Here is a 16,852-nt window from a genome sequence, read left to right as displayed (position 1 = left end):
GGAGCGCCCGACATGGCGAAATTCTTCATTGACCGACCCATCTTCGCGTGGGTGATCGCGCTCTTCATCATGGTGATCGGCGGCGTGTCGATCACGCAGCTGCCGATCGCGCAGTACCCGCCGGTGGCCCCGCCGGCCATCGTCATCAACACCGCCTACCCCGGTGCCTCGGCCGCCACGCTGGAAGACAGCGTGCTGTCGGTGATCGAGCGCGAGATGAACGGCGCGCCCGGCCTGATCTACATGGAATCGGTCGCGCAGGCCGATGGCAGCGGCAGCATCACGCTGAGCTTCGAGACCGGCACCGACCCGGAACTGGCGCAGGTGGACGTGCAGAACCGCTTGTCCCGGGCCACGCCGCGCCTGCCGGCGGCGGTGACGCAGCAGGGTGTGCGGGTGGACAAGTCCAACAGCAACTTCCTGCTGTTCGCCATGCTCTCGAGCGACGATCCGGCGCTGGACCCCGTGGCGCTGGGCGACTATGCCGCGCGCAGCGTGGTGCCCGAGCTGCAGCGCCTGCCCGGTGTGGGCCAGGCCCAGCTGTTCGGTTCCGAGCGCGCCATGCGCATCTGGATCGACCCGGCCAAGCTGCTCGGCTTCAATCTGAGCGCGTCCGACGTCAACAACGCCATCCGCGCGCAGAACGCGCAGGTCTCGGCTGGTGAGATCGGTGCGCTGCCCAACGTGGCCGGCCAGAGCATCGCGGCCACCGTGGTGGTCAACGGCCAGCTTGGCAGCGTCGAGCAGTTCGGCAACATCGTGCTGCGCGCCAGCGCCGACGGCGCCACCGTGCGCCTCAAGGACGTGGCCCGCATCGAACTCGGCGGCCAGGCCTACGCCACGTCGGCGCGCCTGAGCGGCAAGCCCGCGGTCGGTGTCGGTGTGCAGCTCTCGCCCAGCGGCAACGCCCTGGCCACGGCCGAGGCGGTGCGCACCAAGATGCACGAACTCGAGCGCTTCTTCCCCACCGGCATGAAATGGTCGATCCCCTACGACAGCTCGCGCTTCGTGAAGATCTCCATCACGCAGGTGGCCCAGACCCTGGGCGAAGCCATGCTGCTGGTGTTCCTGGTGATGTTCCTGTTCCTGCAGAACATCCGCTACACCATCATCCCGACCATCGTCGTGCCGGTGGCCCTGCTGGGCACGTTCGGCGCCTTGCTGGCCATGGGCTTCTCCATCAACGTGCTGACCATGTTCGGCATGGTGCTGGTGATCGGCATCGTGGTGGACGACGCCATCGTGGTGGTGGAGAACGTCGAGCGCATCATGAGCGAGGAGGGGCTGCCGCCCCTGCAGGCAACCCGCAAGGCGATGTCGCAGATCTCCGGCGCCATCGTCGGTGTGACCGTGGTGCTGATCTCGGTGTTCGTGCCGCTGGCGTTCTTCGCTGGCTCGGTGGGCAACATCTACCGCCAGTTCTCGGCGGTGATGGGCGTGTCGATCGCGTTCTCGGCCTTCCTGGCCCTGTCGCTCACGCCCGCGCTGTGCGCGACCCTGCTCAAGCCGGTCGAGGCCGGCCACCACCACGAGAAGACGGGCTTCTTCGGCTGGTTCAACCGCGGCTTCTCTCGCACCGCCAAACGCTACGAACGTGGCGTGGCCGCGCTGCTGCCGCGCGCCGGTCGCACGCTGATCATCTACGTGACCATCATCGCCGCCGCCGCCGTGGTCTACATGCGCCTGCCGACGTCGTTCCTGCCCAATGAAGACCAGGGCACGCTGCTGGTGAACGTGCAGCTGCCGCCGGGCGCCACGCAGGAGCGCACGCTGGATGTGATGAAGCAGGTGGAAGGTTTCATCCTGCAGCAGCCCGAGGTGGAAAGCATGGTCGGCGTGCTGGGCTTCAGCTTCTCCGGTCAGGGGCAGAACGCGGCGCTGGCCTTCGTGACGCTCAAGGACTGGGCCGAGCGCACCGCGCCCGGCAGTTCGGCCGAGGCGGTGGCCGGGCGGGCCTTCGGCGCGCTCTCGAGCATCCGCGACGCGTTCATCTACCCGCTGAGCCCGCCACCCATTCCCGAACTGGGGGCCTCGTCCGGCTTCAGCTTCCGTCTGCAGGACCGGGGCGGTCTGGGCCGCGACGCGCTGATGAGCGCGCGCAACCAGCTGCTGGGCATGGCCTCGCAGAGCAAGGTGATCACCCAGGTGCGCCCGGACGGCCTGGAAGACGCGCCGCAGCTGCAGATCGACATCGACCGCGACAAGGCCAACGCCCTGGGCGTGGGCTTCGACGTGATCAATGCCGCCATCGGCACCTCGCTCGGTTCGAGCTACGTCAACGACTTCCCCAACGCCGGCCGCCTGCAGCGCGTGGTGGTGCAGGCCGACGCGCCCGCCCGCATGCAACCGGAAGACCTGCTGCGCCTGAACGTGGTGAACAACAAGGGCCAGGCGGTGCCGCTGTCGGCCTTCGCCACCACGAAATGGATCACCGGCCCGATGCAGACGGTGCGCTACAACGGCTACCCATCCGTGCGCATCAGCGGCAGCGCCGCCCCCGGCATGAGCACGGGTGCGGCCATCGCCGAGATGGAGAAGCTCGCGGCCCAGTTGCCGCAAGGCATCGGCTACGAGTGGACCGGCCAGACGCGCGAGGAAAAGCTCGCCGGCTCGCAGGCGGTCATCCTGTACGCCTTCGCCATCCTGGCCGTGTTCCTCTGCCTGGCCGCGCTGTACGAGAGCTGGACCATTCCGCTGTCGGTGATTCTGGTGGTGCCGCTGGGCGTGCTCGGGGTGCTGCTGGCGACGTTGATGCGCGACTACTCGAACGACGTGTACTTTCAGGTGGGGCTGATCACCATCATCGGCCTCTCGGCGAAGAACGCGATTCTGATCATCGAGTTCGCCAAGGACCTGCAGGCGCAGGGCAAGAGCGTGATCGCGGCGGCGCTGGAAGCGGCCCACATCCGGTTCCGCCCCATCATCATGACCTCGATGGCCTTCACGCTCGGTGTGCTGCCGCTGGCGATCGCCTCGGGCGCCGGCTCGGCCAGCCAGCGCGCCATCGGCACCGGCGTGATCGGCGGCATGATCACCGGCACCGTGCTGGCGGTGATCTTCGTGCCGATCTTCTTTGTGGTGGTTCGCACCCTGTTCAAGGGCAGCGAACGCCAGCACCAGCGGGATGCCGAACAAGCGGCCGCCCACCATGGCCCAGGAGTGCAAATCGATGTTTAAGAATGCCCACCCCCGCGCCGCCTTCGGCGGCACCCCCTTCAGGGGGCGCACCGTGCGGCCTGGCGAAGCCAGTTCCGCCGATGCCCTGGATGTTTCGCCTCGGCGCTTGTCGCGCCTCGGCTTGACGCTGCTGGCCGTTGCCGCGATGTCGGCTTGTTCGTTCATTCCGAAGTACGAGCGGCCTGAGGCGCCGGTGGCCTCGCAGTTTCCTGGCCCGCAGCCCGCGGCGGCGACCGATGCCAAGTCGGGCGCTGACGTCGCCTGGCGCGAGTTCATCGGTGACGCCAAGCTGCGCGAGCTGATCGCGCTGGCGCTGAAGAACAACCGCGACCTGCGCGTGCGCACGCTCAACATCGAGCAGGTGCGCGCGCAGTACCAGATCCGCCGCGCCGACCAGTTCCCGACCATCGGCCTGGCCGCCACCGGCAACCGCCAGCCCGACGGCAATGGTGGCATCACCAGCGTCTACAGCGTGGGCCTGGCCCTGAGCAGCTGGGAGATCGATTTCTTCGGCCGCCTTGGTGCGTTGAAGGAAGCGGCCCTGGCCCAGTACCTCGCGAGCCAGGAAGCGCGCCACGCCGCGCAGACCAGCCTGGTGGCGGCTGTCGCCAGCACCTGGCTGAGCCTGCAGGCCAACGACGAGCTGCTGGTGCTGACCGAGCGCACCGTGCGCCAGCGCGCGAGGACTCGTTGCGCCTGAGCAAGCTGCGCTTCGACAACGGCGCCACCTCCGCGCTGGACCTGCGCCAGGCCGAGTCGCTGACCGCCGCGGCCCAGTCCGCGCTGGCGCAGCAGCGCCGCCTGCGCGCGCTGGACATCAACGCCCTCACGCTGCTGGTCGGCCAGGCGCCGCCGGCCGAGCTGCTGCCCGTGCCGCCGACCGTGCCCGCGCAGAGCGCCAATGCCAACGAGGTGGTCGTGCCGACCGCGCCCGTGCCTGCCGCGTCCATGCTGCGCGACGTGCCGGCCGGCCTGCCGTCGGACCTGCTCACGCGCCGCCCGGACATCCGCCAGGCCGAGCAGCAGCTGATCGCCGCCAACGCCAACATCGGCGCCGCGCGCGCCGCGTTCTTCCCGCGCATCTCGCTCACCGCGACGGCGGGCACGGCCAGCAGCAGCCTCTCGGGCCTGTTCAAAGACGGCTCCTGGGGCTTCACGATGGCGCCGCAGGCCTTGCTGCCGATCTTCGATGCGGGGCGCAACCGCGCCAATCTGGACTCGTCCAACGCCGGGCGCGACATCGCGGTGGCCCAGTACGAAAAGGCGATCCAGACCGCGTTCCGCGAAGTGGCCGATGCGCTGGCTGGCAGTGCGACGCTGGGCGACCAGCTCAGCGCGCAGCAGGTGCAGGCCACGGCCGAAGCCGAACGTTTCCGCCTGGCCGAGCTGCGCTACCGCAATGGCGTGGCGAGCTTCCTGGACGTGCTGGACGCACAGCGCTCGCTGTTCGCCACCCAGCAGGCGCTGGCGCAGACGCGCCTGGCACAACAGCAGAACCAGGTGAACCTGTACAAGGCCCTGGGCGGAGGCTGGGGGCCGGAGTAACCCCCTGCGCCGCTGACGCGGCTTCCCCCTGAAAGGGGACAACGCCTGAGGCCCGGCGAAGCCGGTTCCTCGGCGTTTCTGGCAGACGCGCCTCGCGCGCCGTGAGTCAGGCTTTCAAGTCGTAGAAGCGCAGGATGTGCTCCCACGCCGTCTGCGGATCGTCCACGTACTTGAACAGGTTCAGGTCCTCGGGCGAGATCGTGCCTTCCTCGACCAGCACGTCGAGGTTGATCAGCCGCTTCCAGTAGTCCGATCCGAACAGCAGGATCGGCACCGGCTTGGACTTCTTGCATTGCACCAGCGTGATCACCTCGAACAGCTCGTCGAGCGTGCCGAAGCCACCGGGGAAGGCCAGCAGGGCCTTGGCGCGCATCATGAAGTGCATCTTGCGCAGCGCGAAGTAATGGAACTTGAAGCTCAGCTCGGGTGAAACGTAGGGGTTGGCGGCCTGTTCGTGCGGCAGCGCGATGTTCAGGCCCACGGTGGGCGCGCCTTCATCGTGCGCGCCGCGGTTGGCCGCTTCCATGATGCCGGGGCCACCACCGGTGCAGATGAAAAGCTGCTCGGCCTTCGCGCATCTCGAGCTGTAGCGGGCCACGATGCGCGCGAACTCGCGCGCCTTGTCGTAGTAGTGCGCGTTGCGCACCATGGCCTGCGCGCGCGCGATCTCGCGCGCGTCGCCGCTGCGCTCGGCGCGCACCAGCTGCTCCTGCGCCTCGCTGGCTTCGCGAAAGCGCGCGCTGCCATACACGACGATGGTGTTCTCGATGCCCGCTTCGCGCTGAGCGAGGTCGGGCTTGAGCATCTCGAGTTGCAGGCGGATGCCGCGCGTCTCGCGCCGCAGCAGGAATTCGGGGTCGGCGAACGCCAGGCGGTAGGCGTCGGCCTGCAGGGGCAGTCCTTCGTTGGCGTGGGTCTGGAGTTCGGCCCAGGCATCGGCCAGGCGGCGTTCATTGAGGTCTTGGGGGGCTGCCATGGTGGGATTCCTTCGTTTGTCGTGTGATTCGGATGATGCCGCTCACAGGGCGAGCGCCAGGGCCAGCGGCACGAAGACCACGGCCAGCGCGTTGCCCAGCATGATCATGGCACCGACCTTGTCGGGCTCCTGGTGGTAACGGTCGGCCAGCATGAACTGCATCACGGCGGGAGGCAAGGCGGCGAACAGCAGCAGCTGGCGACGCGCCGCACCTTCCAGGTCGAGCGCCCAGGCCAGCGGCAGGGCGATGGCCAGGCCGATGAGCGGGCGGGCCAGCGCGCCGAGCAGGCCGATCGCCAGGCCCTCGCGGGTCAGCGCGGTCAGGCGCACGCCCAGGGAGAACAGCATCATGGGCAGCAGCGCGTCGCCCAGCAGCTTCAGGCCGGAGAGCACCACGTCGGGCGGGCGCACATCGGTCAGGGCGCTCGCGAAGCCGAGCGCCGTGCCGATCATCAGCGGGCTGGTGAGCAGGTCGCGCGTGCGCGCCATGCGGCTGGTGATGCGCGCGCCGAGCGAGAAGTGCAGCAGGTTGCTGACCGAGAACAGCGCCACGGCCGCGCCGAAGTGGGCCGGGCCGAAGGCCAGCAGCGCCAGGGGCAGGCCCATGTTGCCGCAGTTGTTGAACATCACCACCGGCACCAGGGTGCGCGGCTGCGCGCCCGAGGCCCGAGACAGGGCCCAGGCCAGCAGGCCGCCGCCCAGGATGATCACCGCGCCCCCCACGAGCAGGACCAGGTGCTCGGCGATGACGAAGTCGCGCGACGCGAGCGCCGAGTACACCAGCATGGGCGCGAGCACGTCGAGCGCGATGCGGTTGAAGGTGCCCATGTCGGGCGCCTGCCGGCGCGCGTAAGCGAAGCCGATCGCCACGATCAGGAACACCGGGATGATGACGTCGGCGATGCGGGCGATCAGGTCCATGCGGAGGGAGGGGGCAGCGTGCGGAGGCCGGAAAGTGAAAAGGCTCCCGCAGGAGCCTCTTCGAGGGTGGGTCGTGGGCGTGTAACGCTCAGACGCGCTTGCGGTATTCGCCGGTGCGCGTGTCGATTTCGATGCGGTCGCCCTGGGCCACGAACAGCGGCACGGAGATTTCGAAACCGGTGGCGATCTTGGCCGGCTTGAGCACCTTGCCCGAGGTGTCGCCCTTGACGGCCGGCTCGGTCCAGGTGATTTCGCGCTCGACGCTGGTGGGCAGTTCGACCGAGATGGCCTTGCCGTCGTAGAACACCACTTCGACGGTCATGCCGTCTTCGAGGTAGTTCAGGGCGTCGCCCATGTTCTCGGCTTCCACTTCGTACTGGTTGTACTCGGCGTCCATGCAGACGTACATCGGGTCGGCGAAGTAGGAGTAGGTGCACTCCTTCTTGTCCAGGATGATCTGGTCCATCTTGTCGTCGGCCTTGCAGACGACTTCGGTGCGCATGTTGTTCAACAGGGCCTTGAGCTTCAGACGCACGGTGGCGGCGCCACGGCCGCCACGGCTGTATTCCGTCTTGAGGACGATCATCGGGTCCTTGCCGTGCATGATGACGTTGCCGGCGCGGAGTTCTTGAGCGATTTTCATAGGGATTCCAACGGTTGGGCGCGGAATGGTGCGTGGGATCGAATCCGGCCCGGTTTTCCGCAAAGCCTCGAATTTTATCGCTTTTCCAGTGCGAAACGGACCAGCTGGCTGCACAGGTCGGCCTGGGCCAGCAGGCGTTCGCGCGCCGCCCGGGCGCAGCCGTGCCAGTCGGCCAGGGTGCCGGCATCCGGCCAGACGGCCGCCTGCGGGCCGATGCCGTTCCACGCCAGGTGGAAGGCGCGCAGCGAGGGCGGTGCCTGCAGCCAGTCCAGAAACGCCTCCAGCTTGGCGTGGTGCGCGCCGTCGTGCTGGGGGTAGATGTGCCAGACAAAGGGGCGGCCGGCCCAGAGGGCGCGGGCCAGCGAATCCTCGCCACGCACGAAGTTGAGGTCGCAAGCCCAGAGCAGGTGGTCGAAATCGCGCTGGCTCAGCAGGGGCAGGGCGTGCAGCCGGCAGCCCCGGCCGGGCGGGGGTGTTTGCTGCACGGCCTGCCAGGCCCGCCCCGGTGTGACCAGCCAGTCGCTGGGCGCCGCGTCCTGCCCCGCCTGCCGCAGCACGGCGGGCAGGGCGGCGGGTTCGTAACAGAACAGGCTGACCCGGCGGGCCGCGGGGCGCACCGGCAGCCGCAGATCGGCCAGCCAGGCCTCGGCGTCGAACGCGGCCTGGCGCGCCAGCAGATCGGGTTCGCGCAGCAGGCCGCCCGTGCGCGCGGTGAAGCCCGGATAGAAGAACCATTTGCCGAGCCCGCGCGCCGGCCCGCTCATGACCGGCGAGGGCAGGCGGTGCGAGCGCTCCACGTAGGGCTCGGCGCTGAGGTACTCCAGGTTGATCCACACCGGCGCGCGCGCGCCGGTGGCCACGCGGGCGGCCAGGGCCTTGATGCACTCGGCCGGCGGTTCGCAGCCGAAGGCCTCGATCCACACGTCGGCCGGCGGCTGCGGGTCGGCCTGGCCGGCGGGCAGGGGCGAGGTCCAGGTCCGCACCTCGATGTTCGGCACGCCGCCTTGCTGCGCGCCGGGCGCCATCCAGGTCAGGGCCTGCGGGTCGTCCAGCCACAGGCGCACCTGTTCGCCCCGGCGGGCCAGCTCGGCCGAGAGCCGCCAGCAGACGCCCACGTCGCCGAAGTTGTCGATCACCCTGCAGAAAATGTCCCAGCGCATGGGCGCCATTGTCGGGGCTTGGCGGCGCCCGCTGGCCGGGCTACAGTTTGCGGGCGCTGCAGGCCGGGCCCGCTGGGTCGCTGAAGGCGCGGAGACCCGCACCATGGCCTTGCGACGCTTCACCCCCTGGCTGGCCGCACTGCCCCTGGTGCTCCTGTCTCCCCTGCTGGCCGCGCAGGACCTCATCGCCGACATGAGCGCCGGCCCTCCCACCGGCCGCTATGCCTTCGCCAGCAGCACCCCGCGCAGCCTGCCGGACCTGCTCAAGGGGCCGGGGCAGGGCGAGCCGGCGCAGCCGGTGGGGCACTGGTTCCTGCCCGCCGGCACGGAACGCGGGCCCGCCGTGATCCTGATCCACGGCTCGGGCGGCCTCTACGACGCCATGCTCGACTTCTGGCCCAGGCAGTTCAACGCCGCGGGCATCGCCGTGCTGGCGGTGGATTCCTTCGGGCCTCGGGGCGTCAAGAGCACGGCGGAGGACCAGTCGCAAGTGCCCTTCGCCGCCGACACCGCCGACGCCTTCGCCGCGCTCAAACTCGTGGCCAGCCACCCGCGCGTGGACCCGGCGCGCATCGCCATCATGGGGTTCTCACGCGGGGGCATCACCACCTGGCGCACGGCGGTCGAGCGCATCGCGGCGGCGCAGAAGCTGCCCGACAACCTGCGTTTCGCCGCCCACGTGCCGATGTATTCGGGCGGCTGCGTGGGCGCGTTCCGCCTGATGGTCAAGCCCGGCGTGTTCACCACCAAGGCGCCCATGCTGTGGGTGCACGGCGATGCGGACGACTACACGACCATCGGCGCCTGCCGCGACTACGCGGATCGCATCGGCAAGGCCGGCACGCCGGTGGAGTTCGTCACCCTCGAAGGCGCGATGCACAAGTTCGACCAGGACGACACGCGCCGCCTCAACGTGCGCGGCGCGCAGCGCACGCTGGAAACCTGCCCGCTGGAGCTCGACATCGACACGCTGGCCACCTACGACCGCAACACCGGCCAGCGCGTGAGCGGCGAGGCCTTGCAGGCGCTCACGCGGCAGTCGTGCAGCGCCATTGGCGCCCACGTGCAGGGCGACCGCGCCGCGCGCGACAAGGCCGCGCAGGCCATCCTGGCCTTCTTCCGCAAGACGCTCGGCTCGCGCTGAGGCCCGCACGCCGGCGGGGCTGGCGGGGACGGGCCACAATACGCGCCCATGTCCGACACGCATTCCGAACAACTGCTCAGCGAGGTGGCCGCACTGCCGGGCCTGCCCGGCGTGTACCGCTACTTCGACGCCCAGGGGCAGCTGCTCTACGTGGGCAAGGCGCGCAACCTCAAGAAGCGCGTGTCGAGCTATTTCCAGAAGAACCACGACGGCACGCGCATCGGCCACATGGTCGGCAAGATCGTGCGCATGGAGACCACCGTGGTGCGCTCCGAGGCCGAGGCGCTGCTGCTGGAAAACAACCTCATCAAGACGTTGAACCCCAAGTTCAACATCCTGTTCCGCGACGACAAGAGCTACCCCTACCTCAAGATCACCGGCACGCGCGAGGTGTTCAAGCCCTCGGCCCGCCTGCCCTCGCCCTCGCTCGCGTTTCCGCGCATGGCGTACTACCGGGGCGTGGTCGACCGCCGCCACAGCTACTACGGCCCGTACCCCAGCGCCTGGGCGGTGAAGGAATCCATCACCCTGCTGCAGAAGGTGTTCCGCCTGCGCACCTGCGAGGACACGGTGTTCGCCAACCGCACGCGGCCCTGCCTGCTGTACCAGATCAAGCGCTGCAGCGGCCCCTGCGTGGATCTGATCGACCACGAGGCCTATGCGCAGGACGTGCGCGACGCCGAGCGCTTCCTGCGCGGCGAGACCCAGGCCGTGCTCGACACGCTGGAGCAGCGCATGCTCGCGCACGCCGAGAAGCTGGAGTTCGAACAGGCCGCCGAGATCCGCAACCAGATGAGCGCGCTCTCGCGCGTGCTGCACCAGCAGGCCATGGACACCGTGTCGGACAAGGACGTGGACGTGCTCGCGGTGAAGGTGCACGGCGGGCGGGCCTGCGTGAACCTCGCGATGATCCGCGGCGGCCGCCACCTGGGCGACCGGCCGTATTTCCCCGCCCACGTGGACGACGCCACCGCCATCGACAACGCGCTGGCCGAGGAGGGCGGTGAAGCCCCCAAGCCGGCGGACCCCGCCGAGCGCGTGGCCGTGCAGGTGCTGGAGGCCTTCATCGCGCAGCACTACCTGGGCGTTGGCGATGCCGCACACGCTGGTGACCAGCCACGCGGTGGGCAAGCCGCTGCTGGACGCGCTGACCGAGCAGATCGGCGCCAAGGTGAACGCCGTGCACCACCCGCGCGAGCACCGCCGCATCTGGCTGGAGATGGCGCAGAAGAACGCCGACATCGCGCTCGCGCGCCTGCTGGCCGAAGAAGGCAGCCAGCAGGCCCGCACGCGCGCGCTGGCCGATGCGCTGAACCTGCCCGACGACCAGCTCGACACGCTGCGCATCGAATGCTTCGACATCTCGCACACCGCGGGTGAATCCACCCAGGCGTCCTGCGTGGTGTTCGAAGGCCACAAGATGCAGAACAGCCAGTACCGCCGCTACAAGATCGAGGGCATCACCCCGGGCGACGACTACGCCGCCATGCGCCAGGTGCTGCTGCGCCGCTACGGCCGCATCGCCGAGGCCCTGCGGGCGGAAGAGGGCGCGCCCGCCCTCCCGCCCACCGAGGCCGCGGTGGCCGCCGACGCGCCGGACGAGGCGCTGGCCACCGAGCCCACGGTCGAGTCCGTGGCCGGCCCGCGCATGCCCGACCTGGTGCTGGTCGACGGCGGCAAGGGCCAGGTCAGCATGGCGCGCGAGGTCTTCGAGCAGCTCGGCCTGGACCTGTCGCTCATCGTCGGCGTGGAAAAGGGCGAGGGCCGCAAGGTCGGCCTGGAGGAACTGGTGTTCGTCGACGGCCGCGAGAAGGTCTACCTCGGCCACGACTCCGCCGCGCTCATGCTGGTGGCGCAGATCCGCGACGAGGCCCACCGCTTCGCCATCACCGGCATGCGCGCCCAGCGTGCCAAGGTGCGCACCGGCGGCAGCAGGCTGGAGGACATTCCCGGCGTCGGCCCCAAGAAGCGCGCGCGCCTGCTGCAGCGCTTCGGCGGGGTGCGCGGCGTGGCCTCGGCCAGCGTGGAAGACCTGAGCACGGTGGAAGGCATCTCCCCCGAGCTGGCGGACGCGATCTACCGCGCCTTGCACTGAAGAGCCCGCCTGCTGCGGTTTCCGGGTTGCCAACGCATAATCGGCCCATGTTCTTCAACCTCCCCACCCTGCTCACCTGGGCCCGCATCGTCGCCATCCCGCTGATCGTGGGGGTTTCTATCTGGAGAACCTCAGCCCGGCCCAGCAGAACCTGATCGCCACGGTGCTGTTCATCGTGTTCGCGCTGACCGACTGGGCCGACGGTTACCTGGCCCGCAAACTCAACCAGACCTCGGCCTTCGGCGCCTTCCTCGACCCGGTGGCCGACAAGTTCCTGGTGTGCGCCAGCCTGCTGGTGCTGGTGCACCTGGACCGCGCCGACGTGTTCGTGGCCCTCATCATCATCGGCCGCGAGATCGCCATTTCGTCGCTGCGCGAGTGGATGGCCATCATCGGCGCGACCAAGAGCGTGGCCGTGCACATGATCGGCAAGGTCAAGACCACCGTGCAGATGGTGGCGATTCCCTTCCTGCTGTTCCACGGCACGCTGTTCGGCATGATCGACACGCAGCTGTGGGGCACCTGGCTGATCTGGATATCCGCTGTGCTGACCATCTGGTCCATGGTGTATTACCTGCAGAAGGCCATCCCCGAGATCCGCGCCAAGTCGCGCTGAGGCGCCGCCATGAATTCTCCGGCGCAAGACAACGCATGGCTGCGCGCCATGCCCTGGGTGTTCGTGCTGATCTGGAGCACGGGCTTCATCGTGGCGCGCTACGGCATGCCGCACGCGCCGCCGATGAAGTTCCTCGCCGTGCGTTACGCGCTGTCCATCGCGTGTTTCCTGCCCTGGATCTTCCTGGCCGGTGTGAAGTGGCCGAGCAACCGCACCCAGTGGTTCCACCTCGCGGTCACCGGTGTGCTCATGCACGCGGGCTACCTCGGCGGCGTGTGGGCGGCGGTCAAGGCCGGCATGGGCTCGGGCCTGTCCTCGCTCATCGTCGGCCTGCAGCCGGTGCTCACCGCCATCTGGCTCTCGGGCACCGGCTCCAAGGTGTCCAAACGCCAGTGGCTGGGCCTGGTGCTGGGCTTCGCCGGCCTGGTGCTGGTGGTCTCGCGCAAGTTCGGCGCGGGCGGGCCGGGCGATCAGGCCAACTGGCTCAACCTCTCGTTCGCCGTGATGGCCCTGATCGCCATCACCGTGGGCACGCTGTACCAGAAGCGCTTCGTGGCCGCCTGCGATGTGCGCACCGCCAACGCGGTGCAGCTGCTCGCGGCGCTGCTGGTGACCCTGCCGCTCACGCTGCTGGAAGCCGAGCTGATGGACTGGAACGGCGAACTCATCGGCGCCATGGCCTGGTCGGTGCTGGGCCTCACGCTGGGCGGCAGCTCGCTGCTCTACCTGCTGATCCAGCGCGGCGCGGCGGCCTCGGTCACCAGCCTGATGTACCTGGTGCCGCCGTGCACCGCGCTCATCGCCTGGCTGCTGTTCGCCGAACCCATCACGGCAGTCACCCTGGCCGGCACCGCGCTCACCGCTTTTGGCGTGGCGCTGGTGGTGCGCTCTTCGTCGCGCTGAGGCGTTTTTTCCAGGGCTCCTTGCGGAAGCTCTCCACCAGAAAGTCCACCAGCAGGCGGATGCGGCGCGGCGTCTGCGGCCGGTACGGCGCCAGCCAGTGGATGTCGGCGTCGGGCATGGCGTAACTGGGCAGCACGCGCACCAGCTCACCGCTGGCGATCTGCGGCGCGATGTCCCACAGGCTGCGCAACATGAGGCCGTGGCCCGCCAGGCACCAGTCGCGCACCAGCTCACCCGAGTTGCTCGACAGCGGGCCGCTCACCGGCACGTGCTGCACCTGTGCGTCCGACGCGCGCTGCAGGCGCCAGTGGTCGAAGCGCTGGCCCGGTCCGCCGCCGTTCTCGCGCACCACCAGGCAGGCGTGTTGTTGCAGTTCTTGCAGGCTGCGGGGCGCACCGTGGCGCTCGAGGTAGGCGGGCGAGGCCACCAGCACGCGCTGGTTGGCCGCCAGGCGGCGCGACACCCATTCAGCCGCGCGCTCGGTGGGGGCGTTCCACAGCCAGATGGCGCCGTCGAAGCCTTCCACTGCGAGATCGGGCAACTGCTCGGTCAGCTGCAGCTGCACCTGAATGCCGGCATGGCGCGCCTGGAACTCGGCCAGCGCGGGCCCGAGCCAGAGTCGGCCGAAGCCGAAGGTGGCCGCGAGCCGGATCGGGCCGGCGGGCTCGGCCTGGCGCTCGCGCAACTCGGCCTCCACCTCGTCGAAGGCGCGCAGCAGCTGCACCGCGCGCTCGCACAGCGTGTCGCCTTCGGCGGTGGGGCTCACGCGCCGCGTGGTGCGCTGGAACAGCCGCAGGCCCAGGCGGGCTTCGAGAGCGGCCAGGCGCTTGGTGACCACCGAAGGCGCCACGCGCAGCGCGCGCGCGGCCATCACCAGGCTGCCATGCTGGCGGACGGCGAGCACGAGTTCCAGATCGGGGCGGTCCAATTGTTTCCTTTTGGGAATGAATCAATTGCCGGATTATTGCCGCAATGCGGGCTATGCTGGCGCCCATGTTGAACGGATTCCTCCCCCACACCGTGCACCGCGATGGCGTCGCCGTGCACAGCCGCATCGGCGGGGAAGGGCCGCCCTTGCTGCTGTTGCACGGCCACCCGCAGAGCATGGCCATGTGGCACCGCGTGGCGCCCACCCTGGCCCGGCACTTCACCTTGGTGCTGATGGACCTGCGCGGCTACGGCGATTCCGCGCGGCCCGCCGCCGACGCGGGGCACCTCGCCCACAGCAAGCGCGAGATGGCGTTCGACGCCATCGCCGCCATGGCGCACCACGGTTTCGAGCGCTTCGACGTGCTGGCGCACGACCGGGGCGCGCGCGTGGCGCACCGCCTGGCCGCCGACCACCCCGAGGCGGTGCGGCGCCTGCTGCTGCTGGACATCGCGCCCACCCTGGCCATGTACGAGCAGACCGGCGAAGCCTTCGCGCGTGCCTACTGGCACTGGTTCTTCCTGATCCAGCCGCCGCCGCTGCCCGAGGCTCTCATCAGCGCCGACCCGGCGCGCTATGTGCGCAGCGTCATGGGCAGCCGCCACGCGGGCCTGGCGCCGTTCGACCCGGCCGCGCTGGCCGAGTACGAGCGCTGCGCCGCGCTGCCCGGCACCGCCGAGGCGGTCTGCGAGGACTACCGCGCCAGCGCCACCATCGACCTCGATCACGACCGCGCCGATGTGGCGGCCCGCCGCCGGCTCCTGCAGCCGCTGCGCGTGCTGTGGGGCGAACACGGCACGGTGGCGCGCTGTTTCGATGTGCTGGCGCTGTGGCGCGAGCGCGCGGCCAAGGTCTCGGGCCACGCCCTGCCGTGTGCGCAGCTACATCGCGGAAGAGGCGCCCGAGCGCCTTATCGCCGAAGCCCTGTCCTTTTTTCAATCCCCTTTCGAGGAGCAACCATGAGCAAACACCGCATCGCCGTCATCGCCGGGGACGGCATCGGCACCGAAGTCATGCCCGAAGGCATCCGCGTGCTGGAGGCCGCGGCCTCGAAGTTCGGCATCGACCTGCAGTTCGACCACTTCGATTTTTCCAGCTGCGACTATTACGAGCGCCACGGCAAGATGCTGCCCGACAACTGGAAGGACCAGATCGGCGGCCACGACGCGATCTACTTTGGTGCGGTGGGCTGGCCCGACAAGGTGCCCGACCACGTGTCGCTCTGGGGCTCGCTGCTGATGTTCCGCCGCGAGTTCGACCAGTACGTCAACATCCGTCCGGCAAGACTCATGCCCGGCGTCACCGCGCCCGTGGTGCGGCGCGACGGCAGCCCGCGCGCGCCCGGCGAGATCGACATGGTGATCGTGCGCGAGAACACCGAAGGTGAATATTCCAGCATCGGCGGGCGCATGTTCCCCGGCACCGAGCGCGAGATCGTGGTACAGGAAACCGTGATGTCGCGCATCGGCGTGGACCGCGTGCTGCGCCACGCCTTCGAGGTCGCGCGCTCGCGCCCCAAGAAGCACCTGACCAGCGCCACCAAGTCCAACGGCATCGCCATCACCATGCCCTACTGGGACGAGCGCGTGGTCGAGATCGCCAAGGAATACCCGGACGTGAAGGTCGACAAGTTCCACATCGACATCCTCACCGCGCACTTCGTGCAACGCCCGGACTTCTTCGACGTGGTGGTCGGCAGCAACCTGTTCGGTGACATCCTGAGCGACCTCGGGCCGGCCTGCACCGGCACCATCGGCATCGCGCCCAGCGCCAACCTCAACCCCACGCGCCAGCATCCCTCGCTGTTCGAGCCGGTGCACGGCTCGGCGCCCGACATCGCGGGCAAGGGGATCGCGAACCCGATTGGTCAGATTTGGTGCGGTGCAATGATGCTCGACTTCCTGGGCCATCGTGGTGCACACGACGCGATCATGCAGGCCATCGAGGCCGTGCTGCAGCCCGGCAGCGGTGCCCCGCGCACCGCCGACCTGGGGGGCCAGGCCGGCACGCGCGACGTGGGCCAGGCCATTGCCGGGGTGCTTGCGGCCTCGTGAAGGATGGGTGGAGTTGCGACAGATTGTTGCGCGCGACATCCGGTGGATGAAAGCGTCTAGAATCTCGCCCTCTTGCGCCGACAGGCACCGGGCCCAGGCTCCTCAGTATTGACAGGGGTTGTGCCCAGTGGGTCTAATCACCCAGCGTTTGCCACGGTGTTGGCATCGTCCTGCGGTCTAGAGCGATTGGGGTTTTTTGCCCGCGGCCCGCGCCGTCTTCGGAAAAAACCTGTCCTTACGGAACATTCATTTCACCTTCAAGAGGGGCTATTTGTGAACAAAACAGAACTCGTCGAACACATTGCCAAGCACGCCGACATCTCCAAGGCGGCTGCAACGCGTGCACTGGATTCCACCATCACCGCGATCCGCACCACGCTCAAGAAGGGTGGCACTGTGTCGCTCGTCGGTTTTGGCTCTTTCGCCGTGACCAAACGCCCCGCTCGCAAGGGCCGCAACCCCCGCACCGGCGCTGAGATTAAAATCAAGGCCGCCAAAGTGCCGAAGTTCCGCCCGGGCAAGGCACTCAAGGATGCGCTGAACTGAAGCGCTCACCGGATTTCCGGTGGGGTGCTTAGCTCAGTCGGTAGAGCGGCGCCCTTACAAGGCGTAGGTCGGCGGTTCGACCCCGTCAGCACCCACCACCATCGAAAAGGCGAACCAGGGTTCGCCTTTTTTGTTGTCGGAAAC

11 protein-coding genes, 1 tRNA gene and 4 pseudogenes are annotated in these 16,852 nt (G+C 68.9%); 11 read left to right on the top strand and 5 right to left on the bottom strand.

The window, feature by feature from the left end:
• The first annotated feature begins 12 nt into the window (after positions 1–12).
• Positions 13–3,177 carry an efflux RND transporter permease subunit gene (locus tag ACFJI0_RS14095; protein ID WP_382320556.1) on the top strand — a complete coding sequence of 1,055 codons (3,165 nt, stop codon included), beginning with the start codon at positions 13–15 and terminating at the stop codon, positions 3,175–3,177.
• Positions 3,178–3,322: 145 nt separating this feature from the next.
• A pseudogene (locus tag ACFJI0_RS14090) lies at positions 3,323–4,722 on the top strand (efflux transporter outer membrane subunit).
• Between the two features lie 106 nt (positions 4,723–4,828).
• On the opposite strand, the gene ACFJI0_RS14085 reads toward ACFJI0_RS14090, so the two are convergent.
• The 4 genes from ACFJI0_RS14085 to earP all read right to left on the bottom strand — a co-directional run bounded on the left by ACFJI0_RS14085 (position 4,829) and on the right by earP (position 8,422).
• The gene (locus tag ACFJI0_RS14085; RefSeq protein ID WP_382320554.1) at positions 4,829–5,698 is read right to left on the bottom strand and encodes a TIGR00730 family Rossman fold protein; all 870 of its coding nucleotides are present in this window, start codon (positions 5,696–5,698) and stop codon (positions 4,829–4,831) included.
• A 42-nt stretch (positions 5,699–5,740) separates the two neighbouring features.
• Positions 5,741–6,619 (bottom strand): AEC family transporter, encoded by an 879-nt coding sequence (locus tag ACFJI0_RS14080; RefSeq protein WP_382320552.1) that lies wholly within the window; start codon positions 6,617–6,619, stop codon positions 5,741–5,743.
• A gap of 88 nt (positions 6,620–6,707) precedes the next feature.
• Entirely contained in the window at positions 6,708–7,262 is a 555-nt protein-coding gene (gene efp, locus ACFJI0_RS14075; RefSeq protein ID WP_382320550.1) for an elongation factor P, read from the bottom strand.
• 74 nt (positions 7,263–7,336) lie between these two features.
• Entirely contained in the window at positions 7,337–8,422 is a 1,086-nt protein-coding gene (gene earP / locus ACFJI0_RS14070; protein ID WP_382320548.1) for an elongation factor P maturation arginine rhamnosyltransferase EarP, read from the bottom strand.
• A 103-nt stretch (positions 8,423–8,525) separates the two neighbouring features.
• On the opposite strand from earP, the gene ACFJI0_RS14065 reads away from it, so the two are divergent.
• From ACFJI0_RS14065 to ACFJI0_RS14045, 5 genes and pseudogenes are all read left to right on the top strand, one after another.
• Positions 8,526–9,566, top strand: coding sequence for a dienelactone hydrolase family protein (locus tag ACFJI0_RS14065; RefSeq protein WP_382320546.1), 1,041 nt, complete (start codon positions 8,526–8,528; stop codon positions 9,564–9,566).
• 48 nt (positions 9,567–9,614) lie between these two features.
• Positions 9,615–10,592, top strand: a pseudogene (uvrC, locus tag ACFJI0_RS14060) (excinuclease ABC subunit UvrC); the annotation flags it as partial.
• 67 nt (positions 10,593–10,659) lie between these two features.
• Positions 10,660–11,661 carry a helix-hairpin-helix domain-containing protein gene (locus tag ACFJI0_RS14055; RefSeq protein ID WP_382320544.1) on the top strand — a complete coding sequence of 334 codons (1,002 nt, stop codon included), beginning with the start codon at positions 10,660–10,662 and terminating at the stop codon, positions 11,659–11,661.
• A gap of 47 nt (positions 11,662–11,708) precedes the next feature.
• Positions 11,709–12,277: pseudogene (gene pgsA / locus ACFJI0_RS14050) on the top strand (CDP-diacylglycerol--glycerol-3-phosphate 3-phosphatidyltransferase).
• Between the two features lie 9 nt (positions 12,278–12,286).
• Positions 12,287–13,180: a DMT family transporter gene (locus ACFJI0_RS14045; protein WP_382320542.1), complete on the top strand. Its 894-nt coding sequence runs from the start codon at positions 12,287–12,289 to the stop codon at positions 13,178–13,180.
• Here ACFJI0_RS14045 and ACFJI0_RS14040 read toward each other — a convergent pair.
• The gene (locus ACFJI0_RS14040) at positions 13,134–14,108 is read right to left on the bottom strand and encodes a LysR family transcriptional regulator (protein WP_382320540.1); all 975 of its coding nucleotides are present in this window, start codon (positions 14,106–14,108) and stop codon (positions 13,134–13,136) included. The two genes, ACFJI0_RS14045 and ACFJI0_RS14040, sit on opposite strands and share 47 nt — an antisense overlap.
• A gap of 44 nt (positions 14,109–14,152) precedes the next feature.
• Between ACFJI0_RS14040 and ACFJI0_RS14035 the strand changes: the two are divergent.
• From ACFJI0_RS14035 to ACFJI0_RS14020, 4 genes and pseudogenes are all read left to right on the top strand, one after another.
• Positions 14,153–14,839 (top strand): annotated as a pseudogene (locus ACFJI0_RS14035) (alpha/beta fold hydrolase); the annotation flags it as partial.
• A 228-nt stretch (positions 14,840–15,067) separates the two neighbouring features.
• Complete coding sequence (locus tag ACFJI0_RS14030) at positions 15,068–16,162, top strand: tartrate dehydrogenase (RefSeq protein WP_382325647.1); 1,095 nt, start codon at positions 15,068–15,070, stop codon at positions 16,160–16,162.
• 273 nt (positions 16,163–16,435) lie between these two features.
• Positions 16,436–16,708: an HU family DNA-binding protein gene (locus ACFJI0_RS14025; protein WP_066158910.1), complete on the top strand. Its 273-nt coding sequence runs from the start codon at positions 16,436–16,438 to the stop codon at positions 16,706–16,708.
• Positions 16,709–16,730: 22 nt separating this feature from the next.
• A tRNA-Val gene (locus ACFJI0_RS14020) sits at positions 16,731–16,806 on the top strand.
• The last annotated feature ends 46 nt before the right edge of the window (positions 16,807–16,852 follow it).

This window comes from Hydrogenophaga sp. UC242_53 (assembly GCF_042696965.1).
Taxonomy (GTDB): domain Bacteria; phylum Pseudomonadota; class Gammaproteobacteria; order Burkholderiales; family Burkholderiaceae_C; genus Hydrogenophaga.
This window is presented reverse-complemented; position numbering and strand designations above follow the sequence as displayed.